Below are 26,115 nucleotides of genomic sequence, written 5' to 3'. Positions count from 1 at the left end.
ATGCTGCGCCTCGCCCCCGTCTTCGCGCTCTACATGATGCGGCGCTATCTTTCCGGTCTCGCGCTCGTCTTCGCGCCGGTGATCGCCCTCATCTACATGGTCGATCTCCTCGAGCTGACGCGCCGCGCCTCCCGCGTCGCCGGCAAGGATGCCGATTTCCTGACCCTGATGCAGATGTCGGCGATGAAGCTGCCGGGCCTCGCCACCATGGCCCTGCCCTTCGCCTGCCTGTTCGGCGCCATGTGGACCTTCGCCCGCATGACCCGCTCGAACGAACTCGTCATCGCGCGGGCTGCCGGCCTGTCGGTCTGGCAGTTCCTGGCGCCGCCGATGATGGTCGCGCTGCTGCTCGGCATTTTCACCGTCGGCATCATCAACCCGTGGACGGCGGCGCTGAACTACCACTACCGCCAGCTCGAATCCTTCTACATCAAGGGCACCTCGGCCTCGCTCTCCACCGTGACCGAAAGCGGCATCTGGCTGCGCCAGTCGGACGAACAGGGCAGCGCGGTCATCCATGCCCTCGCCGCCTCGGACGGCGGCCTGCGGTTGAGCGCCGTCGTCGTCTTCATGTTCGACCCGCAGGAGAAATTCCTGCGCCGGGTGGAAGCCTTCAGCGCGAAATACGACAACGACGTCTGGACCCTGTCCGACGTCTGGCTGATCGAGCCGGACCGTCAGGCCAAGGCCGTTCCCGTCTATCGCCTGGCGACCAATCTGCACCCCGAGGACATCCAGCAGAGCCTGGCCAATCCCGATTCGATCTCCTTCTGGGCGATTCCCGATTTCGCCAAGCGGCTCGAGGCCGCCGGCTTCTCCTCGACCCGCTACCTCGTGCAGTGGCACAGCCTCGCCTCGCTGCCGCTCGTGCTGTGCTCGATGGTGCTGGTCGCGGCGACCGTGTCCCTGCGCAATTCGCGGCGCGGCGGCGTCGCCATGCTGATCGGCCTCGGCGGCATCGCGGGATTCGTGCTGTTCGTGGTTTCCGACATTGCCCGGGCCCTTGGCATCGCCGAAAGTGTTCCGATCATTCTGGCCGCCTGGGGCCCCGCGATCGCCGCGACCCTGGTGGGCATCTCGTTGCTGTTTCATATGGAAGATGGTTGATGGCCGCCCGACGCCCCATGAACGACATGACCCGGCCGAGCCTGCGCACCCTGCGCAACCGGACGGCCATTGCCCTGGTGCTGGGCCTCGTCGCCATCGGCGGTCCGACGCTGGCCGTCGCGCAGAGCCTGCCGGGCGGGGTCTCGACCACCGAAGGCCCGGTCCAGATCATCGCCGACGAGATCATCTACAACCCGAACACCCATACGGTCACCGCCACCGGCAAGGTCGAGATCGCCCAGGGCGAGCGGGTGCTGATGGCCGACAAGATCACCTATTTCGAGGACAGCCGGATCGTCGCCGCGAGCGGCAGCGTCTCCCTGCTCGAGCCGACGGGTGAAGTGCTGTTCGCCGATTACGTTGAGCTGGACGACCAGCTGCGCGACGGCTTCGTCCAGACCATCAGCCTGCTGTTCTCCGACGATTCGCGGGCCGCGGCGGTGCGCGCCATCCGGCGCGACGGCAATGTGACCACCCTCGACCACGCGGTCTACAGCCCCTGCCTGCCCTGCGTCGCCAATCCCGAGCGCCCGCCCCTGTGGCAGGTGAAGGCGGTGAAGGTGACCCACGACCAGGCGGCGAAGACGGTCGAATACGAGGACGCGACCTTCGAGGTCTTCGGCGTTCCGGTCGCCTACACACCCTATTTCTCCCATCCCGATCCGAGCGTGAAGCGCCTCAGCGGTTTCCTGTCGCCCCGCGTCGGCGGCAGCGGCCGCCTCGGCTATCACATCGCGACACCCTATTTCTGGGCGATCGACGATGCGACCGACCTGACCCTGACCCCGCATTACACCTCGAAGGAAGGCAGCTACATCACCGGCGACTTCCGTCAGCTCTATTCGAAGGGTCAGCTGCTGGCGCAGTTCAGCGCCGGCTATGGCAACGATTACGCGGACGACGGCACCAACACCGGCGAGGATTCCTTCCGCGGCCACATCTTCGCCCAGGGCGACTGGCAGGTCGACGACAACTGGCGCGTCGGTTTCGATGTCGAACGCTCGACGGCGGATACTTACCTGAAGCGTTTCGACTTCTCGTCGCCCAACTACCTGACCTCCGACCTCTATGCCGAAGGCTTCTTCGGCCGGTCCTATGCCTCGATCATCAGCTACAGCTTCCAGGACCTGCGCAGCCAGGCCGATCCGGGCAAGACCCCCCTCGTCCTGCCGCTCGGCTATGCCAGCTGGATCGTCGAGCCGGACAGCATCGGCGGCCGCCTCGACCTGACCGCCAGCGGCATCGCCATCAGCCGCGACGAAGGCGAAAGCCAGCGCCGCTTCAGCCTGGGCGCCGCCTGGCAGCGGCCGTGGATCACCGATCTCGGCACCGTCTTCACCCTCGACCTCTCGGTGCGGGGCGATATTTTCGACAGCGAAGACGTCTACGACAGCAGCGGCAACGATCTTTCGGGTTCGACCGGGCGCATCCTGCCCAAGGCGTCGCTCGAAATGCGCTATCCCCTCGTCCGCGCGACCGAACACGGCCGGCAGGTGATCGAACCCATCGCCCAGTTCGTGCTGGCGCCCAGCGTGCCCCTGTCCAACAAGATCTCGAACGAGGACAGCCAGAACTTCGAGTTCGACGACACCAATCTCTTCGCCGTCAACCGCTTCAGCGGCTATGACAGGTGGGATTCGGGCTCGCGCTTCGTCTATGGCCTGCGCAGCGCCTATTACGGCGACGACGGCACCACCTTCTCGGTGTTCTTCGGCGAAAGCTATGAATTCAACGACACCAACGAAGTCTATGACGAGGGTGCGGGCATCGGCCACGCCCGCTCGGATTTCGTCGGCGCCATCACCTTCACGCCGACCTACTGGCTCGAACTCCAGCACAACTTCCGTCTCGACAAGGACGACCTGTCGTTCAACCGGAACGACCTGCGGGCGATCATCACCGGCAAGCGGGTGCAGGCCTATATCGGCTATACTTCGGTCAAGGATCCGAGCGGCGTGCCCAACCAGAGCGACCGCGACGAAATCTATGTCGCAGGCCAGGCCAAGCTGACCGAGTACTGGAGCATTTACGGCGACACCCGCCAGCGGCTGAATGATTCGAATTCGACCCTGTCGACCGGCCTTGGCCTGTTCTACACCGACGAATGCATCGAGGTCGGCACCGTCTATCGCCGCGACACGACGCGCGACCGCGACATCGAGCCCGACACTTCCGTGAATGTCGTGCTGCGGCTGCGCAACCTTGGCATGTAATCTCCCGCGTCATCCCGGCGGACCGGCAGTCGCGGGGCTTTCCCTTCCGCCGCCCAGGGACTATGCTGCGCGGGCTGAATTGCGGCCCGCGCCACGTCGCGGGCGGCCCTTGTCCTTATGACCGGCAAACGACCAGAAGATAGATCGACAATGCGCTTTGATGTCTTGAATGCGGTCTACGCAGTGGCTTTGGCCGTGGCAGTCACGGGTACGACGGACAGTGCCGCGGCCCAGGCAACAAGGACGAGGGAGCCCGCTCCTCCTCCGGCGGCGGCCGAGGTCGGCATCGCCGCGGTCGTGAATGACGAGATGATTTCGGCCTTCGACGTCGAGCAGCGCGTGCGCCTGCTGCTGGTCACGACGGGCGTGCCCTATAGTCCCGAAGCCGCGAAAGCCGCCCGGCTGACCGCGCTCCGCTCCCTCGTCGACGAGGCGCTGGAGCTGCAGGAAGCCCGCAAGCAGAGCGTCACCGTCACCAAGGAACAGGTCGAGCAGAGCTTCCAGCAGGTGCTCGATTCCAACAAGGTGACCCTCGAACAGTTCGAGCAGCTGATGAAGCAGGCCGGCACCTCCGCCGCGACGCTGAAGCGTCAGCTGGCCGCGGAACTGGCCTGGAATCAGGTCGTGCTGAGGCGCTATCAGGGCCGCCTGTCGGTCGGCGCCGAGCAGATCCAGGCTGCCATCGACCGGATCAAGGCCAATGCCGGCCGGCCGGAAAGCCTCGTGTCCGAAATCATGATCGCGGTCGACAATCCGGAGCAGGAACGCCCGGCCCAGATGCTGGCGCAGCAGCTGTTCGACCAGATTCGCGGCGGCGCCCGTTTCTCGGCTCTCGCCCGGCAGTATTCGCAGGCGCCCTCCGCCGCCAATGGCGGCGATATCGGCTGGATTCTGCCCGGCCAGCTGTCGAGCGAACTGGACGATACCCTTGGCCAGATGCAGGTGAATTCGATTTCGCCGCCGGTCCGGGCTTCGGGCGGCTGGTACATCATCGGCCTGCGCGAGCGTCGCCAGACGCCGCCGCCGCCGCCGGAAGTGATCCTGGTCGAGCTGAAGCAGCTGTTCGTGCCGGCCAATATCTCGGCCGACAGCGCCACCATCGACCGCCTGACCGCCGAGCTGAACGACGCCAAGGCCTCGATCAAGGGCTGCTCCGTGCCGCGCAGCGTGCTCGACAGCCTGCCCGACGCGACCTTCGGCGAAGTCGGGCGCCTGAACGTGAAGGACCTGCCGGTCGAATATCGCGACGCCATCGAGGGACTCGCCATCGGCGAGGCCGGCGGCCCGGTGCGCTCCACGGACGGCCTGCATCTCCTCGTCCTGTGCGACCGCGACGACCAGACCCAGGACGCGATGATGCGCGACGCCGTGCAGCGCAGCCTCGAGGACCAGCAGATGGCCATGCTGGCGCGGCGCTATCTGCGCGACCTGCGCCGGACCGCGACCATCGAAGTCCGCTGACCCCATGTCGGATCTCGCCCCGCTGGCCCTGACCTGCGGCGAGCCGGCGGGCATCGGGGCGGAAATTGCCCTCAAGGCCTGGATCGAACGGGGCGAGCAATCGCCCCGTTTCGTGCTGCTCGACCAACCCGGCCGCCTGACCCGTCTTGCCGAGAAACTGGGCCTGCAGGTGCCACTGGCGACGGTCTCCAGCCTTGGCGATGTCGACGACGAGCTTTTCGCCGAAGCCCTGCCCGTGCTGCCGCTCGACGCGCCGATCAGGGGCGAGGCTGGCCATGTCGACGAGGCGGATGCCCCGGCCATCGTCGAATCCATCGTGCGGGCGGTCCGCCTCGCCCAGTCGGGCGAAGCCGCCGCCGTCGTCACCAATCCCATTCGCAAGCAGTCGCTGAAGGCGGTCGGCCTCGATCATCCGGGCCATACCGAATTCCTCGCCGCGCTCGCCGGGGGCGGCGCGCGTTCGATCATGATGCTGGCTTCGCCCCGGCTGCGGGTGACCCTGGTCACCGTGCATGTCCCGCTGGCGGCGGTGCCCGATCTTCTCTCCGTTCCGGCCATCCTCGAAGTCGCGCGGGCGACGGCGCGGGCCCTGCGCCAGGATTTCGCCATCGACGCGCCCCGCCTCGCCATCCTCGGGCTCAACCCGCACGCCGGGGAATCCGGGATGCTCGGGCGCGAGGAAATCGAGATCATCGCCCCTGCCGTCACCGCCCTGCGAGCCGAGGGGATCGACGCCTTCGGCCCGGTGCCGCCCGATGCCGCCTTCCATCCAGCGGCGCGCGGCCGTTACGACGCCGCGGTCTGCATGTATCACGACCAGGGCCTGATCCCGCTGAAGATGCTGGATTTCGACGAGGGGGTGAATGTCACCCTGAACCTGCCCTTCGTGCGCACCTCGCCCGATCACGGCACCGCCCTCGACATCGCCGGGACCGGCCGTGCCAATCCGCAGAGCCTGATGTCCGCCCTCGCCCTCGCCGAAGCCATGGCACGGGCGCGCCTGTCCGCCACCGCCGCATGAACATCGACGACCTGCCGCCCCTGCGCGACGTGATCGCGCGCCATGGGCTCGCCGCCAAGAAGACGCTGGGGCAGAATTTCCTGCTCGATCTCAACATCACCGCCCGCATCGCCCGGGCGGCGGAAATCGCGCCCGGCGACCTCGTTTACGAAGTCGGTCCCGGCCCCGGCGGGCTGACCCGTGCCCTGCTCGCCGCCGGCGCCCGCGTCGTCGCGGTCGAGCGGGACGAACGCTGCCTCGAGGCGTTGGCGGAGGTCGCGGCCGCTTACGAGCCCGGGCGCCTGACCGTCATTCCGGGTGACGCGCTCGAAATCGACGAGATGGCGGTGCTGGGCGGGCAGCCGGCCAAGGTGGTGGCCAATCTGCCCTATAACGTCGGCACGGCGCTGCTGATCCGCTGGCTCTCGGCCGATCCCTGGCCGCCCTGGTGGCGCTCCCTCACCCTGATGTTCCAGCGCGAGGTTGCCGAGCGGCTGACCGCCCTGCCGCGCGAGGACGCCTATTCCCGCCTGTCGATCCTGGCGCAGTGGCGCTGCCGGGTGCGCCATCACTTCGACCTGAACCCCAAGGCCTTCGTGCCCCCGCCCAAGGTCACCTCGACCGTGGTCGGCCTGACGCCCCTGCCCGCGCCCGAGCATGAGTGCCGCCTGCCGGCGCTGGAGCGGGTGACGGCGCAAGCCTTCGGCCAGCGCCGCAAGATGCTGCGCCAGAGCCTGAAGGGCCTCGGCATTCCGCCCGAGGCCCTTCTGGACGCGGCCGGCATCGCCCCGACCGCGCGGGCGGAGGAACTGGGCGTCGCCGACTTCGCCCGCCTCGCCCGCCTGCTGCCGTAAAGTCCCCTTCATCCGCGGCATGGCTCACCCGCCCTTGCGGCGGGTGCCGGGCGGGGGGGCCGCTGCTAGGCTTTGCCGCCCAGCCCGGACGCGCAGCGCATGACGACACCCTACGATTCGATTCCCCTGCCACTGCGCCGCTCCCCGCCCTTCGTCATGTTCTGGACCTCGCGGGTGCTCGGCTCTCTCGCCTTCCAGATGTCGTCGGTTGCGCTCGGCTGGCTGATCTATGAACTGACCGACAGCGCCTATCTGCTCGGCCTCGCCGGGCTCGCGCAATTCATGCCGATGATGCTGTTGACCTTCGTCGTCGGCCCCGTCGCCGACCGTTATGACCGGCGGCGCATCGTCGTCCTGTCCCAGACGGTGCAGGGCGCCACCCTGCTGCTGCTGACCCTCGGCACGCTGGCGGGGCTGCTCGGCGTCGGGGCGATCTTCGTCGGCCTCATCGTCCTCGGCTGCGCACGGACCTTCGAGCGGCCGGCGATGGCCGCCCTGCTGCCGGCCATCGTGCCGCTGGCGGTGTTGCCCCGGGCGGTCGCCGTTTCCTCGTCGGCCATGCAGACGGCGACCATCGTCGGGCCGTCGCTGGGCGGCCTGTTGTTCGCCTTTGGCGCCAGCGTGCCGCTTGGCCTGTCCGCTCTGCTGTTCCTGCTCGCCGCCGCCGCCCTCGCCCCCTTGCGCCTGCGCGAGGCCCCGCGCCCGCCAGAGCCGATGAGCCTTTCCACCGCCTTCCGTGGCCTGTCCTTCATCCGGGGGCGCCCGATCCTGCTCGGCGCCATCTCGCTCGACATGGTGGCGGTATTGCTGGGCGGCATCACCGCCCTGTTGCCGATCTTCGCCCGCGACATCTTGCAGGCCGGCCCCTGGGGCCTTGGCTTGCTCCGCGCCGCCCCTGCCGTCGGCGCCATCGCCATGTCGCTGTTCATCGACCGGCTGGCCCTCGACCGGGGGGCCGGCCCCAAGCTCTTCGCCTCGGTCATCCTGTTCGGCCTGTGCACCATCGCCTTCGCCGCCTCGACCGACCTTGTCTTCTCGATCGCGACTCTCACCGTGCTGGGCGCCGCCGACAATGTCTCGGTGGTAATCCGCCAGAGCCTGGTTCAGCTCTCGACGCCGGACGACATGCGGGGCCGGGTCAACGCGGTGAATTCGCTCTTCATCGGGGCGTCGAACCAGCTTGGCGAATTCGAATCCGGCATGACCGCCGGCCTGTTCGGCACGGTCGAGGCCGGCATCATTGGCGGTGTCGGCACCATCGCCGTCGCGCTTGTGTGGATGTATCTGTTCCCCAGCCTGCGACGCGCGGAAAGACTGTCGTCCTGAGCGGGATCAGGCGCTGCGCCCGCGCCCCTCGACCGGCCAGATATCGACCAGCGTATCGCCGTCGAGGACGTGGATGACGTCGTGGAGGTTCACCGTCGGGTCGCAATGCGGCACCTGCAACCGCACCAGCGCGCCCAGCGGCAGCGCGGCGAAGACAGCGCCATGCTCATCGCCCATGAAGGCGAATTCACTGCCCGCGGGCGCGCCCCCCGCCACCTTCGGCTTCGGTCCGTCGGTGGCGAACGCCTTGTAGCCGGCGTCGACGGTGACGAAATCGGCGCAATTGGCGCTGATCACCCGCGCGTCGACGAAGAGGGCGGCGCCGAACGGCCCGGCCCCGCCCGCTTCGAGCGCGACCGCATCATATTCGACATCCATGAAGATATAGGAGCCGGCCTGCAGCTCGGTCAGGACGCCGAGGCCGGCTTCCTGCGCGAAGGTGCCCGTGCCGCCGCCGGTCAGGAGCGGTGGCGGCAGACCATCCGCCCGCAGCAGCGCCGCCGCCGTCGCCATGTCGGCAAGGGCCATGGCCGCGATTTCGCCCCGGACGGCGTAATCCTCGATGTGCTGGGCATGGCCGGCATAGCATTGCAGGCCGGCGAACCACAGGCCCGGCAGATTGGCCACGCTTTTCGCCAGCGCCGCCGCGGCCTCCGCCCCCGGAACACCGGTGCGGTGAATGCCGGGGTCGATATCGACCACCGCGCCGATGCGGACGCCGGCCGCCGAAGCCGCCGCGGACAGGGCCCTCGCCCCCGCGTCGCTGTCGACGGCGACCAGCAGTTCGGGCACGCGGGCAGCGACCCCCGCCAGCCGCGCGAGGGCGGAAGCGCCGATCACCGGCGAGGTGACGAGCAGGCTGCGCAGGCCCGGGGTATCGGCCAGCGCCTCAGCCTCGCCGGTCTTGGCGACGCAGAGGCCGATGGCGCCCGCCGCGAGCTGGCGCGCCGCGATGGCCTTGCACTTGTGGGTCTTGGCATGGGGCCGCAGGGCGAGACCGGAGGCGCGGGTCGCCGCCGCCATGGTGGCGACGTTCCGCCCGAAAACCGCGAGGTCGAGCACCAGGGCCGGTGTCGCAAGGTCCGCGCGCCCGCCGGGGACGCCGATCAGGGCGCGGTTCGGGTGCATGTCTATTCCGCCGCCAGTTCCTTGGCGCGCGGCAATTCCTTGTAGAAGAACACCGTGTCTTCCAGCCGGCCGGTCGACGCCCGCGCATAGCGCGGCACCCGGCCGACCTCGGTCCAACCCATGGCGCGGTAAAGTTTCTCGCTCTTGTCGCCGGCCCTTGTGTCGAGGGTCAGCAGGGTGCGGCCCTGTTTGGTCGCCTCCGCCTCGGCCACCACCATCAGGCGCTTGCCGACGCCGTGCCGACGCACTTCGAGCGCGACGATCAGCATGGCGATTTCCGCCCGGTGATTCTGGTTGGGCGTGGGGATCAGGTCGAGATAGACGCAGCCGACCAGCCGGTTGGCCTGTTCGGCGACGATCAATATCCGCTGCCCATGGGCGACGCTGCCCGCCACCTCGGTCCAGAAGGCCATGGCATCGCCGAATTCGAGCGGCGCCATGAAGGAAACCGAAGCTCCCGCGTCCACCGCTTCGACCAGAAGGTCGGCGAGGGCGGGAATGGCGGCCCAGGCTTCGGCCGCATCCAGGGTGCGAATTGTGATCATGCGGCACTCACAATAAGCCGAACGCAAAACTGGTGGCTATGGTCGTCTCTTCCATTCATGACGGATATGGTACAAGGCCAAATGACCGACCGCGCAACCGATTTCTTGCTCGATCCACGCCTTGCCGCCGATACGGTGACGCTGGGGGATTGGCCGCTTTGCCGCGTGCTGATGATGAACGAGCGCCGCTACCCCTGGATTATCCTCGTGCCGCGCCGCCCGGGCCTCGTCGAGATGCTCGACCTCAGCCCGGAAGACAGCCGGATGCTTTGGGAGGAATTGCACCAAAGCATGGCCGCCCTGCGCGGTTTGGGAACAAAAATCAACGTCGGCGCCCTCGGCAACATCGTGCGGCAACTGCATGTCCATGCGATCGCGCGGACCGAGGGCGACCCGGCCTGGCCCGGCCCGGTCTGGGGTCATTCCCCGCGGGAGCCCTGGCCGGACGCGGGCGAGGCAGCGGCCGAACTGCGCCGCCGCCTGAATTTGCCGCAGTGCGGCATATAGGCGCAGGCCTCTAGGACAGCAGCGCCAGGGTCTCGCGGACGATGACCGCCTCTTCGTCGGTCGGGATGACGAAGCCACCGATTCGGCTGCCCGGCGCGGTGATGCGGGGGCCGCCCGCCGCGTTGGCGCCTTCGTCCAGCACCGCGCCGAGGAAGCCCAGCCCCTCGATCACCCGGGCCCGGATCGGCGCCGCGTTCTCGCCGATGCCGGCGGTGAAGACGATACCGTCCAGCCCGCCCAGCACCATCATCAGCGAGCCGATTTCACGCAAAATCCGATGCACGAAGAGGTCGACCGCCTCGGCCGCCGCGGGTTCCGGCGATTCGAGCAGATCGCGCATGTCGTTCGAGATGCCCGAGACGCCGAGCAGGCCCGATTCGCGATAGAGCATGTCGGCGATCTTGCGCGGGCTGTAGCCCTTCTGCTCCATCAGATAGAGCACGACACCCGGGTCGATGGTTCCCGAGCGGGTGCCCATGACGAGGCCGTCGAGCGCGGTAAAGCCCATGGTGGTGGCGACCGACTTGCGGTCGTCCATGGCGCACATGGAACAGCCGTTGCCGAGATGGGCGACGATCACCTTGCCCTTCGCCTCTTCACCCATGACCGCGCCCATGCGGCCGGCGATGGCCTGATAGGACAGGCCATGAAAGCCGTAGCGGAACACGCCTTCGTCGATCAGGGCGCGCGGAATGCCGAACAGACGGCCAATCCGGCTCTGGCCGAAATGGAAGGCGGTGTCGAAGCAGGCGACCTGCGGCAGGTCGGGGCGCAGCCCCTCGAGCGTGCGGATGGCGGCGAGATTATGCGGCTGATGCAGCGGCGCCAGGGGCACCAGCGCCTCCAGCCGCTCGATCTCTTCGTCGTCGAGCAGGACGGGCTTGTCGAACTCCAGGCCGCCGTGCACCACCCGGTGCCCCGCCGCCAGAATGGGCCGGCCCGGCAGCCGCTCCGCCGCCAGCGTCAGCAGCAGGTCGAGGGCGTCCTCCTGCTCGTCCATCTGTTCGGGGGCGAGATGCATGGGGATGGCATTGCCCTCGCCGTCCTTCAGCTTGAAGGCGGGGTGGCTGCCGATGCCGCTGATCGAGCCTTCATAGAGCGGCTTGCCGGTCACGTCGGCGATGCGGAACTTCACGCTGGACGAGCCGGCGTTGATGACGAAGACGATGCCCTTGGGGTCGATGGTCATGTCAGTCCCCCTTGGCCGGCGCACAGCGGACGCGCAGTACCGCGAGCGCGGCCGAGGCGGCGCGGGCCGCCGGCCCGTCGGCCCGGCTGGTCAGGATGATCGGCACCCGCGCCCCGAGGACGAGGCCCGCCGCCTCGGCATCGGCGAGATAGCCGAGCTGCTTGGCGACCATGTTGCCGGATTCGAGATTGGGACAAAGCAGGATATCCGGCTGGCCCGAGACGGGCGAGGCGATATGCTTGGTCTTCGCCGCCTCGGCCGAAATCGCGTTGTCGAAGGCCAGCGGGCCGTCGACGATACCGCCCGTGATCTGGCCCCGCTCGGCCATTTTCGACAGGGCCGCCGCCTCGACCGTCGACGGGATTTTCGAGGTTACCGTCTCGACCGCGGACAGGACGGCGATCTTCGGCACCTCGATCGCCAATGCCAGCGCGAGGTCGATGGCATTCTGCGCGATGTCCCGCTTTTCCTCTAGGGTCGGGGCGATGTTCACCGCGGCATCGGTGACGAGCAGCAGCTTCGGGTAATTGGGCACGTCCATGACGAAGACATGGGACAGGCGGCGGTCGGTGCGCAGGCCCCCCTTGTGACCGACGACGGCGCCCATGATCTCGTCGGTGTGCAGGCTGCCCTTCATCAGGCCCTCGACCTCGCCGGCCTGGGCGAGTTCGACTGCGGTGTCGGCTGCGGCATGGGAATGCTCGACCGGGACGATACGGATACCGTCGAGCGAAATGCCCATCTTCTCCGCCACGGCGCGGATACGCGCCTCGGGTCCGACCAGCACCGGCTCGATCAGGCCGAGGTCGCGGGCCTCGATCGCACCGCCCAGCGACGAGACGTCGCAGGGGTGAACGACCGCGACCTTGAGCGAGGGGAAGCTCACCGCCCGCTCGATCAGGCCGGCGAGCCGGGCGCCCTTGCGCAAGAGTCGGATTTCCGGCAGGCCCATGGCCTCGCGCCGGATCTTCTCCTGCGGGGCAAGAACATCGACACTGCCGGAGATGACAGGGTGACCAGGCTCGGTCTCGCCCTCGACGCCGAGGGTGACACGGCGCCCCTCGCCCTTTTCGAGCACCTTCACGGTCAGGTGCAGCGTATCGTCGAGGCCGACCGGGCGGCGGTATTCGAGCCGCTGCGAAAGGATAATGGTCCCCGGCCCCGGCAATCGTGTACCGATCACCGCCGAGACCAGCGCCAGCGCCCAGGGGGCCGGCGCCACCGGCTCGCCATACCTGTGCGCTGAGGCGAAGGCTGGGTCGACAAGGAAGGGATTGAGGTCACCGGTCAGGGATGTAAGGGTTGCGACATCCTCGCGGGTGAGCCGACGTTCGATCGCGGCGGCATCGCCGACGGACAGTTCGTCGAAGGGGCGGTTTTCGATCATCGTCATGGGGACAAGATTACCCCCGCCACGGTGACAACAAGAAGAACAAGATGGGGGAACGGCACGAAATGATAAAATTAATGGTCTGCATGAGGCGCCACCCGGGCATGAGCCGGGAGCAGTTCCTCCACTACTGGCGGGATGTCCATGGTCCCATGGCGGTGGAGCGGGCGGAATTGCTGGGGATCCGCCGCTACGTGCAGAATGTGACCGCGCATGAGGAAATCTCGCAGGCGCTGACCGCGGCACGCGGCACGCCCCAGCCCTATGACGGCATTGACGCGCTTTATTGGGATTCGATCGGCGCCATGCTCGATCACCTGAGCACGCCGGAAGGTGGCAGGGCCGCCTCCGAGCTGTTCCTCGATCACATCAATTTCGTCGACTATAGCGACTCGCCCATCTTCATCGGCGAGGAAATCGACGTCTACGGCTCGGCCTGAGCCGACCCGGCCCCCGCGCGCGGGGGGCCGGGCACCCGGTCAGCCGCGGGTCAGCGGCTTGTACTTGATCCGGTGCGGCTGGTCGGCGTCGGTGCCGAGGCGGCGGTGCCGGTCTTCCTCGTATTGCTGGTAGTTACCCTCGAACCACTCGACATGGCTTTCGCCCTCGAAGGCCATGATGTGGGTGGCTATACGGTCGAGGAAGTAACGATCGTGCGAGATCACCATGATCGAGCCGGCGAAATCGAGCAGCGCCTCTTCGAGCGCGCGCAGGGTATCGACGTCGAGATCGTTGGTCGGTTCGTCGAGCAGCAGGAAGTTGGACTGCGACTTCAGCATCTTGGCGAGATGGACGCGGTTGCGCTCGCCGCCCGACAGCATCCCGACCTTCTTCTGCTGGTCGGCGCCGCGGAAGTTGAACGAGCCGAGATAGGCGCGGCTCTGGATTTCGCGCTTGCCGATGGTCAGCATCTCGTAACCGCCCGAGACCTCTTCCCACACCGTCTTGTTGGGATCGAGGGCATCGCGCGACTGGTCGACATAGCCGAGCACCACGGTATCGCCGATACGGATTTCACCCGCGTCGGGCTTCTCGGCGCCGGTGATCATGCGGAACAGCGTGGTCTTGCCGGCGCCGTTCGGGCCGATGATGCCGCAGATGCCGCCCGGCGGCAGGTTGAACGACAGATTGTCGATCAGCAGCCGGTCGCCGAAGGACTTGGAGATGGCCTTCGCCTCGACGACGAGACCGCCCAGGCGCGGACCCGGCGGGATGACGATGGTCGAGCGGCCGATCTCGCGGTCGCCCTGTTTCGCCACCAGATCGTCGAAGGCCGCGATACGCGCCTTGGACTTGGCCTGACGGGCGCGGGGCGAGGCCCGGATCCATTCCAGCTCGCGCTCGATCGCCTTCTGGCGCGACTCTTCCTGGTTCTTCTCGATTTCCTGGCGCTTGCGCTTCTGGTCCATCCAGCCGGTGTAATTGCCCTCGAAGGGCAGGCACTGCCCGCGATCCATTTCGAGGATCCAGCCCGCGACATTGTCGAGGAAGTAACGATCGTGGGTAACCGCGACGACGGTGCCCTCGTATTTCTCGAGGAAGTTTTCCAGCCAGGCGATCGACTCGGCGTCGAGGTGGTTGGTCGGTTCGTCGAGCAGCAGCATGTCCGGCTTCTCGAGGAGGAGACGGCACAGCGCGACGCGGCGCTTCTCGCCGCCCGAAAGCGTGGTCACGTCGGAGTCGCCCGGCGGACAGCGCAGGGCATCCATCGCGATCTCGACATGGCGCTGGATATCCCAGGCGTCCTTGGCGTCGATCTGTTCCTGCAATTCGGCCTGCCGGGTGATGAGATCGTTCATCTCGTCGTCGGTCAGGTCTTCGCCGAAGCGGGCCGAAACCGCCTCGAACTCGTCGAGCAGATCCTTGGTTTCCTTGACGCCCATCATGACGTTGCCGAGCACGTCGAGCTTGGGATCGAGCGGGGGTTCCTGCGGCAGATAGCCGACCTTCACACCCTCGGCTGCCCAGGCCTCGCCCTGGAATTCGGTGTCGAGGCCGGCCATGATCTTCATCAGGGTCGATTTACCGGCGCCGTTGCCGCCGAGAACACCGATCTTCGCGCCCGGCAGGAACGACAGCCAGACATTCTTCAGAACCGTCTTCCCACCCGGATAGGTCTTGGACAGATCCTTCATCACATAGACGTACTGGTAGGAAGCCATCGGCCCTGCCCTCTGTTCGCTCGCATTTGCCGGGATCGGATTGCCGCCCTTGTAGCCCAGCCGACCGGGGGCCGCAATGGCAGGGGTTGATTTGCCCGCCGCCTCGCACCATATTGCCAACGCTATTGCGAACCATTTGCATGAACTGCATCGGAGGATCTGGATGCGCCGTCTGATCGCCACACTCGCCCTTGGTCTTGGCCTCGTCGCCGGCCAGGCGAAGGCCGAGGAACTGAACATCTATTCATCCCGCCACTATCCGTCCGACGAATTGCTGTTCGGCAAATTCAAGGAAGAGACGGGCATCACCGTCAATCTGATCCAGGGCAAGGCGGCCGAACTCGTCGAGCGCATGAAGCTGGAAGGTGCCAACAGCCCGGCCGACATCTTCATCACGACGGATGCCGCCAACCTGTGGCGCGCCCAGTCCGCCGGCCTGTTCCAGCCCGTGACCTCGGACAAGCTGCAGGCGGCGGTGCCCGATCAGTTCCACGAGCCGAGCGGCCTCTGGTATGCCTTCGCCACCCGCTCACGCGTCATCGTCTACAACAGGGACAAGGTGAAGCCCGAGCAGCTTTCGACCTACGAGGCGCTGACCGCGCCCGAATGGAAGGGCCGCGTCCTGTCCCGCTCGTCGAACAACGAATACGTCCAGTCGATGACGGCAGCCATGATCGCCCATCTGGGCGAAGCCAAGGCCGAGGAATGGGCCAAGGGCATCGTCGCCAATTTCGCCCGCGCGCCCAAGGGCGGCGATACCGACCAGATCAAGGCGGTCGCGGTCGGCGAGGCCGATGTCGCCCTCGTGAACCATTATTACTACGCCCGCATCGCCGCCTCGGATAAGCCCGAGGACAAGGAGATCATCGCCAAGGTCGGCATCTTCTTCCCCGACCAGGAGAGCTTCGGCACCCATGTCAATGTCTCGGGCGCCGGCGTCGCCGCCCATGCCCCGAACAAGGACGCGGCGATCAAATTCCTCGAATATCTGGCGAGCCCGGAAGCGCAGGACATTTTCGCCGAGGCCAACAACGAGTTCCCGGTCCTGAAGGGCGTCGCGCCCTCGTCGGTGGTGCAGAGTTTCGGCGACTTCAAGCGCGACACCCTGCCCATCGACGAACTCGGCAAGAATAACGCCGCCGCCGTGCAGCTGCTCGACCGCGCCGGCTGGCGGTAAGCCGTCTCGTAACGCGAAATGCCAAGGGAGGCCGGCTATGTGCCGGCCTCTGCCTTGTCTAGCCACGTGATGAAGATGCCAAGCCAAGGAACACGGCGATAGCACGATTGAGGCGCATCAGGTCGACATCGTCGAGAGCGCCAATTTTCATGCCCAGCTTTACCTTGGGGACCGTGGTGATCTTATCCACCATCAGGCGAGACTTCACGCGCAGCCCATTTCCGTCACGGGCTTCGACTTCCAGCCTGAAGAGCGGAGCTTCGGTGGCATCCGAGGTGAATGCGCAGATCGTAACAGAGGTCGTGGCGTCGAAACTATCGTCCTGAACGATCACCACGGGCCGCGGTTTGCCCGTGTAGTCCTGCCCGGCCGACGCGGTCCAGACCTCCCCGCGCTTCAATCCTCTATCCCTTCCGAAATCGCGTCAATGAAGGCCTGGTCCTCCGCCGCCCCTTCACTTCCGGCAATCGCAGCAGCTTGACGATGCGCCTCCGCCTTGAAGGTCGCCGCCCGGACATCGGGAACCCAGATCTGGATCGGCCTCAGGCCTTGTCGGCGCAGCCTCTCGCGATGAGCCCGCACCTTGTCGCGTGACGTCTTGCTCGGTGATACCCCTGTCATGGCTGCCTCCGACATTGGGTTACATGTAACATAGCGGCATGATCCCACATCAGCCAATAACTTGTTTGGCCCGGCCGGACGGCCTAGCACCCACCGCGTGACGACTCGGCGCGCTTCGCCCATGATGGTCGCCAGCCAGCACATATGGACATCATGAGCGACAAGAACGACGAAGCCGCCCGGCAGAAGGCGGCCGAGGGGCAGCAGGCGAGCATTCCGATGGCGCCGCAGGACCGGCGGCGGGCCTTTCTGGTCCTGACCATCGGCCTGATGTGCACCGGTTTCAGCCAGTCGGTGGTCTATGCCATCCTGCCGCCCATCGCCCGCGATCTCGGCCTGTCCGAGATGCAGGTGGGTAGCATCTTCGTGCTGTCGTCGCTGTTCTGGGTGCTGACCACGCCGTGGTGGGGCCGCCGCTCCGACAAGCTGGGGCGGAAACTGTCGGTGCTGATCGGCCTGTTCGGCTTTTCCCTGTCGATGCTGCTGTTCACCCTGACGCTGCAGGCGGCGCAGGCGAAATGGCTGACGATCGGGGCCGCCTTTCCGATCCTGATCCTGACCCGTTCGCTCTATGGCCTTATCGTCTCGGCTGCCAATCCGTCCGCCCAGGCCTATGTCGCCGACCGCACGACGCGGGACGAGCGGACAAGGGCGGTCGCCACCATCGGCGCCGCCTATGGCCTTGGCGCGACCATCGGCCCCGGGCTTTCGGCCAGCCTCGTCATCCTCGGCATCCTGGTGCCCTTCTATTTCTGCGTGCTGCTCGGCCTCCTTAGCGCGGCGCTGATCTGGCGTTATCTGCCGGAGAAGGAGCGGCCCCTGCCCGCCCACGCCAAGGTGAAGCTGCGCCTGTTCGACCGGCGCATCGTGCTGAACCTCGTCAATGGCGGCCTGATGTCGTCGGCCCAGGCGATCATGATCCAGACCGTCGCCTTCTACATGATGGACCGGCTGTCGCTGCCGCTCGACCATGCCGCGCAATATGCCGGCATCGGCCTGATGGCTGCTTCCATGGCGGCCTTGTTCGGGCAATTGGTGATCGTGCACCGCTTCCGCATGTCGGCGCCCGTCCTTGAGCGCAGCGGGTTGCTGATCGCCGCCGGTGCCTTTCTCGCCATGGCCTTCGCCGACCAGATCGGCCCCCTCGTCTTCGCGCTGACCATGATCGGCCTTGGTCAGGGCATGGCCCGGCCGGGCAATGTCGCCGTCGCCTCGCTCATCGTGCGGCGCCACGAACAGGGGGCGATCGCCGGCCTGAACAACGCGACCAATGCCTTCGGCTTCCTGATCATGCCCTTCATCGCCATGCCGGCCTACAAGCTCGACCCGTCCCTGCCCTATCTGATCGGGGCCGGTCTGTTGTTCGTCGCCATGGTCATTTCCGTCGCCGATCCCAATGCCCGCATGGCCGCGAGCAAGGCCGGCGAGCATTACGAGCCGGACGACATGGACGATCCCGCCCGGCCGCTCTGATGCTGCGACGCAATACGCCCTTGAACTCGGCCCCGTTCATCCCCAGTTTCGCGCGGGTGTTCCTTTGGGGGTGTATATGCTCGAGAGACTGATCGAACAGGCCATTCTGGCCAGCCGCTGGCTTCTGGTGCCGCTCTATCTCGGCCTCGCGCTGATGCTGCTGGTGCTGATCTGGCAGTTCTACGCGGATTTCTTCCATGTCATCGGCACGCTGGGCACGGCCGACGATTCCGCGATCATCCTCGAGACGCTGGCCCTCATCGACCTCGTGCTGGTCGCGGGCCTGATCACCATGGTGGTGATCAGTTCCTACGAGAATTTCGTCTCCAAGATCGACGTGAAGGAAGGCTCGGACACGCCGCCCCTGTTCGGCAAGCTCGACCCCGGCACGCTGAAGATCAAGCTCGGCGCCTCGATGGTGGCGATCTCGTCGATCCAGCTGCTGAAGGCTTTCGTCAGCGTCGGCAAATATTCCTCGACCGAACTCGGCTGGCTGATCGGCATCCACATGACGCTGGTCGTCTCGACCCTGCTCATGGCCTTCATCGACAAGCTTGCCTTCTCCAAAGGCAAGGGCGAGAAGGCGGAAAAGGAAAAGGCGGCCGCCTGACCGCCTTTTCGGAACCTCTGATACCGGCCTGCCCGCTCAATGGGCGAGCAGGACCGGGACCGGGGCGCCGTCGAGAATTTCCTGGGTCAGACCGCCCAGCAGATATTCGCGCACCCGGCTGTGGGTATAGGCGCCCATGACGACAAGGTCGGAGCCCAGCTCCAGCACCCGGTCGAACAGCGCCTTCGACAGAAGATAGCCCTCGGTCGGGACATTCGCCGTCCGCACCACGACGCCATGGCCGGCGAGATAGGCGGCGACATCGTCCAGCCCATCCTGATCGACCGCGTGGTCGAAGGTGACGACATCGACTTGCCGCGCGTCGACCAGCAGCGGCATCGCCGCGGTCAGGGCGCGCGTCGCCTCGAGGCTGCCGTTCCAGGCAAGCAGGATGCGGGCGGGCTTGTGACCCGGCACCGGATCGCCGTTCTCGATCCCGGGCACCAGCAGCACCGGCCGCCCGCTGGACCACAGGGCGCCGTTCAGGCTGTCGGTCTCGCCCCGGCTGACGCTGGAGGGCGTGCGTGCGATCACCGCGACGTCGTTCAGGCGCGCACGGCGCCCGACCAGACGTTCCGGCGCGCCGACCATGGTGCCGAACGACAGGGAAAAGCCGCGCTGGCGGCCGCGGGGAATATCGCCGCAGCCAAGCTCGTCGAGCACCTCGCCGATCATCGCCTTGATCTCGCCCTTCAGGGCATCGGCGGCCTTCTGGGCCTGGTCGATCAGTTCCGGCGCAAAGGCGATGCCCGACAGGCCGTCGAACACCGGCGGCATCAGCAGGGCGGGGTCCATCTGCGGATGGAACACTTCGACATGGGCATTCGCCTCGCGGGCGAATTCGATGGCGTGGCGCAGCGCCGGCCGCGCGGTCTTCGGCCGCTCGACAGGCACCAGAATGGTCTTGAAGGACATGATCTCGCTCCCCGACAGGCCTATCGCGGCCTAAAGGCTGCGGCGGCTGCTGTCAATGGTCATCGCCCGGTGGCCGACCATCAGGCGCCCGGCATCGTGCCAGGCATGGTCGGACAGGAGCGCGGTGAGCCATTCCGAGTCGTGGGGCACGGCGAAGACGATTTCATCGCAGGCATGGGCTTTCGCGATCGCCCGGGTCGCGTCGGCGAGGGCGAGGGCCGCCCGCTCGGGAAACAGAAGCTCGAGCACGCCGACCGCGTTGACCACCAGCTCGAACCCGCCCTTGAGGGAGGGCACCATGCTGTAGGCGAGCAGACCGCGGATGTAACCATCCCGTTCCGCGACGATCAGACCCGAGCGATTCCCCTCGGCGTAACGCCTGGCGACACCGCGCCAAGTACCGAGGTCAGGTGTGCCGAGGCAGGCGTGAGCGAGCGGAAAAGCCGCGTCGACATGCCCTTCGCCCAATGGTGACACCTGATATGCCGCGGTCATTGCCGACCTCTCCCTGATCTGGGAACGACCCTAGCAGGGGCTGTATGCAACCGCCTTGAGGTGGATCAAGCGAGGGTCTTCAAGCGATCTGGTCGAAGGGATGGAAGCAGGCTTCGCGGTCTTCCTGACCGGCGATTTCCACCAGTGCGTCGAGATCCTGGATGTCGACGCCGTGATTGCCCTTCAGCAGGATCACCGCCTCGCCCTTCAGCTGGGTGAAGGTGCGGCTGACGGTTTCCGTGGTCAGGCCGAGGTAGTCGGCGATGTCGCCCCGGGTCATCGGCAGCTCCACCGGATTACCCGGCCGCCCCCGCCGCACCGCCCGGTCCGACAGGGAGAGCAGGAAGGAGGCGATACGCTCCCGCGCCGTCTTGCGGCCCAGCAGCACCATCTGGTCCTGCGCCGCCATCAGCTCGTTCATGGCAAGGCCGAGCATCTGGCGCTCGATCTTGGGCAATTCGTTGAACAACCCGCGCAGCTGCGGGCGCTGGAACCGGCAGCAGGTGACGGGGGTGATCGCCGTCGCGCTATAGGCATAGGTGCCGCCGCGCGACAGACCGAGAAAATCCCCCGCCATCATGAAGCCGGTGATCTGGCAGCGGCCGTCGGCCAGCAGCTTGAACACTTTCACCGTGCCGGAGGTCAGGTTGAACAGATCGTCCGCCGGGGCGCCTTCCTCGATGAAGGTGGTGCCCGCCTCGAAACGCTGGTCCGACATGATGGAGGCAAGGCGTGCCAGTTCGTCCGCATCGAGGGCGTTGCACATATTAAAGCTGCGGGCCTCGCAGTGCTCGCAGGTGTGCATGTCCGGGTGACGGCGCCTTGCGCCGCCTGCGCCCTCTTCCGCCGGGGCGCGACCGGTCCTGCCTGCCTGCTGTGCCGCCATGTCCCGGCCCTTTTCCCGCGCCCGCGCGCCTGTTCCCGAAGAAAATATACCTCGTGTAAATGGGGCCAGTCCGGGGCAACAATCCTTGACCTGAATCAATGCCTGTGGGGTTACAGACGGGCTATGGCCAAAGACTTGGACCAGACAGAGACCATAGCCTTCCTCGAGAGGCCGGCGACACACGGCGGCATTGCCCCGCATCGGATCGACACGTCCTGCGCCTTTGTCTTCCTCGCCGGGGATTTCGCCTACAAGATGAAACGGGCGGTCGACCTCGGCTATCTCGATTTCTCGACCCTTGAAGGCCGCGAAGCCGCCTGCCGGGCGGAAATGACGCTGAACCGGCGGACGGCGCCAGAGCTTTACCTTCGCCTCGCCCATGTCACGCGGGCGGCGAACGGCAGCCTCGCCCTCGATGGCGACGGGCCGGCGGTCGAGCCCGTCGTCGTCATGAAGCGTTTCCCCGACGACGCCCTGGGCACCACCGCGCTGGCGGCCGGGCGAATCGAGCGGGCGCAGATCGCCGACCTCGGCCGGCGGCTCAAGGCCTATCACGGCGAATGCCCGGTGCCGCCGCTGCCGCCCGCGCCCATGACCGCGCGCCTCGCCCCCTGCCGGGTGCCGCTTCGCGCCATGGCGCCGGACATCCCCGCCTGGCGGATCGAGGGGCTGCTGGCCCGTCTCGCCCCGCATTTCGAGGCGGCGGACCGCCTGATGCCGGCGCGCGCGGCGCAAGGCTTCTGGCGGCGGGGCCATGGTGACCTGCACCTTGGCAATATCTGCCTGATCGACGGCCGGCTGGTGCCGTTCGACGCCCTCGAATTCGACGATGATTTCGCCACCGCCGACGTGCTTTACGACCTCGCTTTCCTCGCCATGGACCTGCGGCGGCTGGGAAGGGGCGATCTCGCCCTTGCCCTGTTCGACGCATACGGCGATGTCGGGCCGGGCGGCGCCGCGGTGATGCCCGGCTTCATGGCGCTGCGGGCGTCGATCCGCGCCTTCGTCGCCCATGCCCGCTGGCAGGCCACCGGCGGCCCGGCCCCTGTCGAGGAAATGTCCGGCTTTCTCGATACGGCCGAGGATGCGCTGGCCGAGACAAGGCCCCGCGTGCTCGCCGTCGGCGGCCTGTCGGGCACCGGCAAATCCACCCTCGCCCGGGCGCTGGCCCCCCGCCTCGGCCCGGTGCCGGGCGCGCTGCACCTGCGGACCGACGTCATCCGCAAGGCGATGCATGGCATCGCCGAGACCGACCCGCTGCCCGCCGACGCCTATGGCCCGGGCAAGAGCGAGGCGGTCTATGCCGCCCTGTTCGAGGCTGGCGCCGCCGGTTTCGCCGCCGGCCGCAGCGTGATCCTCGACGGTGTCTTCGCCCATGAAGCCGAGAGGGCCGCCGCCCGCGCCATCGCCCCCGACGCCTTCACCGGCCTGTGGCTGGAAGCGCCTCTGTCCCTCCGCCAGCAGCGGATCGAGGGGCGGCGGGGCGATGCCTCGGACGCGACCCCCGCCGTCGCCGCGAAACAGGAAGGTTACGACCTCGGCACGCTGGACTGGAGCCGGCTCGCCGCCGGCGGCCCGCTCGACGCGCTGGTCGCGGCCGCCCTCGCGATATCAGGGCACGAGGACGGCGGCGCCCTGTAGCCGGCCGCTGCGCAGATCGCCCAGCGCCTCGTTCGCCCGGTCGAGGGCATAGGGCACCACGGCGGCATGAAGCGGGATTTCGGCGGCGAGGGCCATGAACGCTTCCCCATCCTTCCGCGTCAGATTGGCGACAGAGCGCAGCACCCGCTCGTGCCACAGGATTTCGTAGGGAAAGGCCGGAATATCGCTCATGTGGATACCGCCGCAGACGACCGTGCCGCCCTTGTCGACCCGCGACAGCGCGATGGGCACGAGATCGCCCACAGGGGCAAAGATCAGCGCGGCGTCGAGCACTTCGGGCGGCGCCTCGTTCGAGCCGCCGGCCCAGACGGCGCCAAGGCCGCGGGCGAATGTCTGCGCGGCGATATCGCCCGGCCGGGTGAAGGCGTACACGCGCTGGCCCTTGGCCACGGCGATCTGCGCGATCAGATGGGCGGCGGCGCCAAAGCCGAAGATGCCGATGGATTGCGCCGGCCCCGCCATGGCCCAGGTGCGATAGCCGATCAGCCCGGCGCACAGCAGCGGCGCGGCCGAGCGGTCGTCGTAACGCTCGGGGATATGCAGGACGAAATCCGCCTCCGCCACCATTTCCTCGCCATAGCCGCCGTCGGCGGTATAACCGGTGAAGCGCGCCGCCTCGCACAGGTTTTCCTGACCCCGCAGGCAATAGCGGCAGGCCCTGCAGGCATGGGCCAGCCAGGGCACACCGACCCGGTCACCGGGGGCCCAGCGGGTTACACCGTCGCCGACCTCGATCACCCGGCCGACCACCTCGTGGCCCGGCACCACCGGCCCCGAGACCGCCGGCAGTTCGCCATCGACAAGATGAAGATCGGTCCGGCAGACACCGCAAGCCAAGACCTTGATGCGCAACTGCCCAGGTCGCAGTGGCGGGCGCGCGAGTTCGCAACGCAGGAGCGGACGCCCCCGCCGCTCGGAAACCATGGCCCTGTATGTCGTCACCCGGATTCGCTTTCCGCTGTTTTGTTTATTATGCGTCAGACTTGCAATAGTTGCGAGATGAAGCGCCGTCCATCCGGGGGTTTCACCGCCCGTTCAGGCGGAACAACCAGCTGCGCAGCCGGCGCAGGTGCGCCTCGGCCGTCCGGTCATCGGCGATACCGCGTCGGCGGCGGCAAATTTCCGCGACCAGCCAGGCGAGGGCGGGCAGCGGCGCCCGGCCGGCGGCGGCGCAATAGCGCGCCAGATAGATTTCCACCATCCAGAAGCGGAAGGCCCGTTCGGCGGCCCCGGCCTGACGCCCCTCGCCCTTGCCGAGCAGCAGCCAGGACAGGCTGCGCGCGACATCGAGGTCCGGCTCGCCCCGCCCCGCCCGTTCGAGATCGAGGATGGTGATCCGCCCGGCGCCCAGCCGCGCGTTGGCACCGTGAAAATCGCCGTGGCAGAAGGCGAGCGCCCGCTCCTGCCGCAGGATATCGGCGACAAGGGCGGCAAAGGGGGGATCGAGCCGGCGCAACAGGCCGAGCGCATGGTCGAGGCTCATCTGCCGGGCCGGGTGCTGCATATCGACCGGCGCCCGGTGGAAAGCCTGCTGGATGTCGGCGAGGCGGCGGATCAGGCCGAAGGTGCGCCAGGGCTGGCGGGTCATCACGGTGCTGACGTCGACGCCGGGCACGAAATCCCCGACGAGGCCGATGCGCCCCGCCCGTTCCTCGACCCCGTGAACCTGCCAGACCGGCAGGCCGGCCGCCGCCGCCGCCCGGGTCAGGTCATATTCGCCCCGGCCGGTCTCCGCCGCGAAACGCTCGTGATACAGCTTGAGGACCCGGCCATCGCCGAGGTCGAAGATGTCCGATTTGCCGCCCGTGCCGATCCGGCCGCCGGGATCGGGCGGCGATGGCGCTGGCGGTTGTGGGGGGCGATCGTCGGTCGTCATGGCACGCAACCGCCTATAGCACGATGGACGATGGCCGCCCATGGCCTTTGCCGGCGGCGCAGGGGTGATCCCCACGGCGGCCCCTTGCCGACGGCCCCCTGGGCAACGCATGATCGCGGCCCCTGTTTTCCCGTCGGGTTCCGTGAATGAGCAGCAGCATCGCCGGTATCGAAAAGGCCCGCATCGAAGCCTGCCTCAAGGCCGAGACCGCCCGTTTCATCGACCGCAACCCGCGCTCGAGACAGCTCGGGCAGGAAGCAAAGGCTCATTTCCCGGACGGCGTGCCCATGCACTGGATGACCGACTGGGGCACGCCTTTCCCCCTCTTCGTCGCCGAGGCCACGGGCGCCCGCCTGACCGATGTCGACGGCAACGCCTATCGCGACTTCTGCCTGGGCGACACGGGCTCGATGTTCGGCCATTCGCCGGCCCCGATCATGGAGGTGCTGGCGCGGCAAGGGGGCCACGGCCTGACCTACATGCTGCCGACCGAGGATGTGCCCGTGATCGGCCGTCTGCTGGCCGAGCGTTTCGGCCTGCCGCAGTGGCAGGTCGCGGCGACGGCGACCGACGCCAACCGCTTCGCCCTGCGCTGGGCGCGGGCGATCACCGGGCGTCCGAAGATCCTCGTGTTCAACGGCTGCTATCACGGCACGGTGGACGAGACTTTCGTCCGTCTGCGGGACGGCCGGGTCATTCACCGCCCGGGCCTGCTCGGACAGGTCACCGACCTGACGACGGGCGCCCACGTCGTCGAATTCAACGACCTGCCCGCCCTCGAAGCCGCGCTGGCGGAAGGCGATGTCGCCTGCGTCATCACCGAACCCGCGCTGACCAATATCGGCATGGTCCTGCCGGACGAGGGCTTCATCGAGGGAGTGCAGGCGGCCTGCCGGCGGACCGGCACCCTCCTCCTGATCGACGAGACGCATACGATTTCGACCGGCCCCGGCGGCTGGACCCGCAAGCACGGTCTGTCGCCCGATTTCTTCGTCGTCGGCAAGGCCATCGCTGGCGGTGTGCCCTGCGCCGTCTGGGGCTTCACCGACGCCATCGCCGCCGGGATGAAAATCGCCCGGGAAAAGGCCGGCCCCGGCCATTCGGGCATGGGCACCACCCTGTCGGCCAATGCCCTCGCCCTGCGGGCGCTGCGCGCCAATCTCGAACAAGTCATGACCGATGCCGCCTATGACCACATGCTGGCCATGTCGGACCGGCTGGCGGCGGGCATCCGCGCCGTGATCGCCGGGAACAGCCTGCCCTGGCATGTCTCGGCGGTGGGGGCGCGGGCGGAATTCGTCTGCGGCCCGGTGCCGCCGCGCAACGGCGCCGAGGCGGCCGTCTCGATGCATGGCGACCTCGAAGCCGCGATCCATCTCTATCTGATGAACCGGGGCTTCCTCATCGCCCCGTTCCACAACATGACCCTGACCTGTCCCGCGACCACGGCCGAGGATGTCGACGCCCTGGTCGCCTGCATCGCCGCCGCCTGCGGCGACCTGCTTGCCGGAGCCTGAT

Annotated in this window: 25 protein-coding genes; 13 read left to right on the top strand and 12 right to left on the bottom strand. The window is 67.4% G+C overall.

Annotated elements, in window-relative coordinates; genetic code table 11:
- The 6 genes from lptG (at position 1) to DKG74_RS00725 (ending at position 7,961) form a co-directional block, all read left to right on the top strand.
- Positions 1–1,107, top strand: coding sequence for an LPS export ABC transporter permease LptG (gene lptG, locus DKG74_RS00750; RefSeq protein WP_109901620.1), 1,107 nt, complete (start codon positions 1–3; stop codon positions 1,105–1,107).
- Positions 1,107–3,320, top strand: a complete 2,214-nt coding sequence (locus tag DKG74_RS00745) for an LPS-assembly protein LptD (RefSeq protein WP_109901618.1) — start codon at positions 1,107–1,109, stop codon at positions 3,318–3,320. Before lptG ends, DKG74_RS00745 begins: the two co-directional genes overlap by 1 nt.
- A 195-nt stretch (positions 3,321–3,515) precedes the next feature.
- On the top strand, positions 3,516–4,781 hold the full coding sequence (locus tag DKG74_RS00740; protein ID WP_165837464.1) for a peptidylprolyl isomerase: 1,266 nt from the start codon (positions 3,516–3,518) through the stop codon (positions 4,779–4,781).
- Between the two features lie 4 nt (positions 4,782–4,785).
- Positions 4,786–5,802, top strand: a complete 1,017-nt coding sequence (pdxA, locus tag DKG74_RS00735) for a 4-hydroxythreonine-4-phosphate dehydrogenase PdxA (RefSeq protein ID WP_109901614.1) — start codon at positions 4,786–4,788, stop codon at positions 5,800–5,802.
- Positions 5,799–6,635 carry a 16S rRNA (adenine(1518)-N(6)/adenine(1519)-N(6))-dimethyltransferase RsmA gene (gene rsmA, locus DKG74_RS00730; RefSeq protein WP_109901612.1) on the top strand — a complete coding sequence of 279 codons (837 nt, stop codon included), beginning with the start codon at positions 5,799–5,801 and terminating at the stop codon, positions 6,633–6,635. Before pdxA ends, rsmA begins: the two co-directional genes overlap by 4 nt.
- Before the next feature lie 99 nt (positions 6,636–6,734).
- Complete coding sequence (locus DKG74_RS00725; RefSeq protein ID WP_109901610.1) at positions 6,735–7,961, top strand: MFS transporter; 1,227 nt, start codon at positions 6,735–6,737, stop codon at positions 7,959–7,961.
- A gap of 6 nt (positions 7,962–7,967) precedes the next feature.
- Here the strand turns inward: DKG74_RS00725 and DKG74_RS00720 are convergent, their stop codons facing one another.
- A complete protein-coding gene (locus DKG74_RS00720) occupies positions 7,968–9,089 on the bottom strand; it encodes an alanine racemase (protein WP_109901608.1) in 1,122 nt (373 codons plus the stop codon).
- Positions 9,090–9,091: 2 nt separating this feature from the next.
- Positions 9,092–9,634, bottom strand: a complete 543-nt coding sequence (locus tag DKG74_RS00715; protein ID WP_109901606.1) for a GNAT family N-acetyltransferase — start codon at positions 9,632–9,634, stop codon at positions 9,092–9,094.
- Positions 9,635–9,715: 81 nt separating this feature from the next.
- Between DKG74_RS00715 and DKG74_RS00710 the strand changes: the two genes are divergently transcribed.
- Positions 9,716–10,141, top strand: coding sequence for an HIT domain-containing protein (locus DKG74_RS00710; protein ID WP_109901604.1), 426 nt, complete (start codon positions 9,716–9,718; stop codon positions 10,139–10,141).
- Between the two features lie 10 nt (positions 10,142–10,151).
- Here DKG74_RS00710 and DKG74_RS00705 read toward each other — a convergent pair whose 3' ends face one another.
- Both DKG74_RS00705 and DKG74_RS00700 read right to left on the bottom strand, forming a co-directional pair.
- On the bottom strand, positions 10,152–11,330 hold the full coding sequence (locus DKG74_RS00705) for an acetate/propionate family kinase (protein ID WP_109901602.1): 1,179 nt from the start codon (positions 11,328–11,330) through the stop codon (positions 10,152–10,154).
- A gap of 1 nt (position 11,331) precedes the next feature.
- Positions 11,332–12,723 (bottom strand): bifunctional enoyl-CoA hydratase/phosphate acetyltransferase, encoded by a 1,392-nt coding sequence (locus tag DKG74_RS00700; RefSeq protein ID WP_109901600.1) that lies wholly within the window; start codon positions 12,721–12,723, stop codon positions 11,332–11,334.
- A gap of 44 nt (positions 12,724–12,767) precedes the next feature.
- On the opposite strand from DKG74_RS00700, the gene DKG74_RS00695 reads away from it, so the two are divergent.
- A complete protein-coding gene (locus DKG74_RS00695; RefSeq protein ID WP_109901598.1) occupies positions 12,768–13,160 on the top strand; it encodes an EthD domain-containing protein in 393 nt (130 codons plus the stop codon).
- 39 nt (positions 13,161–13,199) lie between these two features.
- Here DKG74_RS00695 and ettA read toward each other — a convergent pair whose 3' ends face one another.
- On the bottom strand, positions 13,200–14,882 hold the full coding sequence (gene ettA, locus DKG74_RS00690) for an energy-dependent translational throttle protein EttA (protein WP_109901596.1): 1,683 nt from the start codon (positions 14,880–14,882) through the stop codon (positions 13,200–13,202).
- A 163-nt stretch (positions 14,883–15,045) separates the two neighbouring features.
- On the opposite strand from ettA, the gene DKG74_RS00685 reads away from it, so the two are divergent.
- Positions 15,046–16,059: a Fe(3+) ABC transporter substrate-binding protein gene (locus tag DKG74_RS00685; protein WP_109901594.1), complete on the top strand. Its 1,014-nt coding sequence runs from the start codon at positions 15,046–15,048 to the stop codon at positions 16,057–16,059.
- A gap of 58 nt (positions 16,060–16,117) precedes the next feature.
- Here DKG74_RS00685 and DKG74_RS00680 read toward each other — a convergent pair whose 3' ends face one another.
- Both DKG74_RS00680 and DKG74_RS00675 read right to left on the bottom strand, forming a co-directional pair.
- Positions 16,118–16,459: a type II toxin-antitoxin system PemK/MazF family toxin gene (locus DKG74_RS00680; RefSeq protein ID WP_109901592.1), complete on the bottom strand. Its 342-nt coding sequence runs from the start codon at positions 16,457–16,459 to the stop codon at positions 16,118–16,120.
- Entirely contained in the window at positions 16,456–16,680 is a 225-nt protein-coding gene (locus DKG74_RS00675; protein WP_109902585.1) for an antitoxin MazE family protein, read from the bottom strand. The genes DKG74_RS00680 and DKG74_RS00675 overlap by 4 nt, the downstream gene beginning before the upstream one ends.
- Positions 16,681–16,833: 153 nt before the next feature.
- On the opposite strand from DKG74_RS00675, the gene DKG74_RS00670 reads away from it, so the two are divergent.
- A complete protein-coding gene (locus DKG74_RS00670; protein WP_165837462.1) occupies positions 16,834–18,153 on the top strand; it encodes an MFS transporter in 1,320 nt (439 codons plus the stop codon).
- Positions 18,154–18,229: 76 nt separating this feature from the next.
- Positions 18,230–18,763 (top strand): TIGR00645 family protein, encoded by a 534-nt coding sequence (locus DKG74_RS00665; protein ID WP_109901588.1) that lies wholly within the window; start codon positions 18,230–18,232, stop codon positions 18,761–18,763.
- A gap of 36 nt (positions 18,764–18,799) precedes the next feature.
- Here DKG74_RS00665 and DKG74_RS00660 read toward each other — a convergent pair whose 3' ends face one another.
- From DKG74_RS00660 to DKG74_RS00650, 3 genes are all read right to left on the bottom strand, one after another.
- A complete protein-coding gene (locus DKG74_RS00660) occupies positions 18,800–19,678 on the bottom strand; it encodes a universal stress protein (RefSeq protein ID WP_109901586.1) in 879 nt (292 codons plus the stop codon).
- 30 nt (positions 19,679–19,708) lie between these two features.
- Positions 19,709–20,173 (bottom strand): hypothetical protein, encoded by a 465-nt coding sequence (locus DKG74_RS00655; protein ID WP_133251456.1) that lies wholly within the window; start codon positions 20,171–20,173, stop codon positions 19,709–19,711.
- A 79-nt stretch (positions 20,174–20,252) separates the two neighbouring features.
- A complete protein-coding gene (locus DKG74_RS00650; protein ID WP_243403986.1) occupies positions 20,253–20,939 on the bottom strand; it encodes a Crp/Fnr family transcriptional regulator in 687 nt (228 codons plus the stop codon).
- A gap of 243 nt (positions 20,940–21,182) precedes the next feature.
- Between DKG74_RS00650 and DKG74_RS00645 the strand changes: the two genes are divergently transcribed.
- The gene (locus DKG74_RS00645) at positions 21,183–22,700 is read left to right on the top strand and encodes a bifunctional aminoglycoside phosphotransferase/ATP-binding protein (RefSeq protein ID WP_109901580.1); all 1,518 of its coding nucleotides are present in this window, start codon (positions 21,183–21,185) and stop codon (positions 22,698–22,700) included.
- On the opposite strand, the gene DKG74_RS00640 is transcribed toward DKG74_RS00645, so the two are convergent.
- On the bottom strand, positions 22,671–23,573 hold the full coding sequence (locus DKG74_RS00640; RefSeq protein WP_243403985.1) for a zinc-dependent alcohol dehydrogenase family protein: 903 nt from the start codon (positions 23,571–23,573) through the stop codon (positions 22,671–22,673). The genes DKG74_RS00645 and DKG74_RS00640 overlap by 30 nt on opposite strands.
- A gap of 172 nt (positions 23,574–23,745) precedes the next feature.
- Positions 23,746–24,597, bottom strand: a complete 852-nt coding sequence (locus DKG74_RS00635) for a phosphotransferase family protein (RefSeq protein WP_165837461.1) — start codon at positions 24,595–24,597, stop codon at positions 23,746–23,748.
- Positions 24,598–24,743: 146 nt separating this feature from the next.
- On the opposite strand from DKG74_RS00635, the gene DKG74_RS00630 reads away from it, so the two are divergent.
- On the top strand, positions 24,744–26,114 hold the full coding sequence (locus DKG74_RS00630) for an aspartate aminotransferase family protein (RefSeq protein ID WP_109901574.1): 1,371 nt from the start codon (positions 24,744–24,746) through the stop codon (positions 26,112–26,114).
- Position 26,115: the final 1 nt, after the last annotated feature.

Source organism: Zavarzinia aquatilis, assembly GCF_003173035.1.
Taxonomy (GTDB): Bacteria; Pseudomonadota; Alphaproteobacteria; order Zavarziniales; family Zavarziniaceae; genus Zavarzinia; species Zavarzinia aquatilis.
Note: the sequence above shows the minus strand (reverse complement) of the source record. Positions and strands in the feature narration are given on the sequence as shown.

Bases quoted from the DNA above. Each gene is read 5' to 3' on its own strand.
- lptG (WP_109901620.1), top strand. From the start codon at position 1: ATGCTGCGCCTCGCCCCCGTCTTCGCGCTCTACATGATGCGGCGCTAT.
- DKG74_RS00745 (WP_109901618.1), top strand. From the start codon at position 1,107: ATGGCCGCCCGACGCCCCATGAACGACATGACCCGGCCGAGCCTGCGC.
- pdxA (WP_109901614.1), top strand. From the start codon at position 4,786: ATGTCGGATCTCGCCCCGCTGGCCCTGACCTGCGGCGAGCCGGCGGGC.
- rsmA (WP_109901612.1), top strand. From the start codon at position 5,799: ATGAACATCGACGACCTGCCGCCCCTGCGCGACGTGATCGCGCGCCAT.
- DKG74_RS00725 (WP_109901610.1), top strand. From the start codon at position 6,735: ATGACGACACCCTACGATTCGATTCCCCTGCCACTGCGCCGCTCCCCG.
- DKG74_RS00720 (WP_109901608.1), bottom strand. From the start codon at position 9,089: ATGCACCCGAACCGCGCCCTGATCGGCGTCCCCGGCGGGCGCGCGGAC.
- DKG74_RS00715 (WP_109901606.1), bottom strand. From the start codon at position 9,634: ATGATCACAATTCGCACCCTGGATGCGGCCGAAGCCTGGGCCGCCATT.
- DKG74_RS00710 (WP_109901604.1), top strand. From the start codon at position 9,716: ATGACCGACCGCGCAACCGATTTCTTGCTCGATCCACGCCTTGCCGCC.
- DKG74_RS00705 (WP_109901602.1), bottom strand. From the start codon at position 11,330: ATGACCATCGACCCCAAGGGCATCGTCTTCGTCATCAACGCCGGCTCG.
- DKG74_RS00700 (WP_109901600.1), bottom strand. From the start codon at position 12,723: ATGACGATGATCGAAAACCGCCCCTTCGACGAACTGTCCGTCGGCGAT.
- DKG74_RS00695 (WP_109901598.1), top strand. From the start codon at position 12,768: ATGGGGGAACGGCACGAAATGATAAAATTAATGGTCTGCATGAGGCGC.
- ettA (WP_109901596.1), bottom strand. From the start codon at position 14,882: ATGGCTTCCTACCAGTACGTCTATGTGATGAAGGATCTGTCCAAGACC.
- DKG74_RS00685 (WP_109901594.1), top strand. From the start codon at position 15,046: ATGCGCCGTCTGATCGCCACACTCGCCCTTGGTCTTGGCCTCGTCGCC.
- DKG74_RS00675 (WP_109902585.1), bottom strand. From the start codon at position 16,680: ATGACAGGGGTATCACCGAGCAAGACGTCACGCGACAAGGTGCGGGCT.
- DKG74_RS00670 (WP_165837462.1), top strand. From the start codon at position 16,834: ATGAGCGACAAGAACGACGAAGCCGCCCGGCAGAAGGCGGCCGAGGGG.
- DKG74_RS00665 (WP_109901588.1), top strand. From the start codon at position 18,230: ATGCTCGAGAGACTGATCGAACAGGCCATTCTGGCCAGCCGCTGGCTT.
- DKG74_RS00660 (WP_109901586.1), bottom strand. From the start codon at position 19,678: ATGTCCTTCAAGACCATTCTGGTGCCTGTCGAGCGGCCGAAGACCGCG.
- DKG74_RS00655 (WP_133251456.1), bottom strand. From the start codon at position 20,173: ATGACCGCGGCATATCAGGTGTCACCATTGGGCGAAGGGCATGTCGAC.
- DKG74_RS00650 (WP_243403986.1), bottom strand. From the start codon at position 20,939: ATGTGCAACGCCCTCGATGCGGACGAACTGGCACGCCTTGCCTCCATC.
- DKG74_RS00645 (WP_109901580.1), top strand. From the start codon at position 21,183: ATGGCCAAAGACTTGGACCAGACAGAGACCATAGCCTTCCTCGAGAGG.
- DKG74_RS00635 (WP_165837461.1), bottom strand. From the start codon at position 24,597: ATGACGACCGACGATCGCCCCCCACAACCGCCAGCGCCATCGCCGCCC.
- DKG74_RS00630 (WP_109901574.1), top strand. From the start codon at position 24,744: ATGAGCAGCAGCATCGCCGGTATCGAAAAGGCCCGCATCGAAGCCTGC.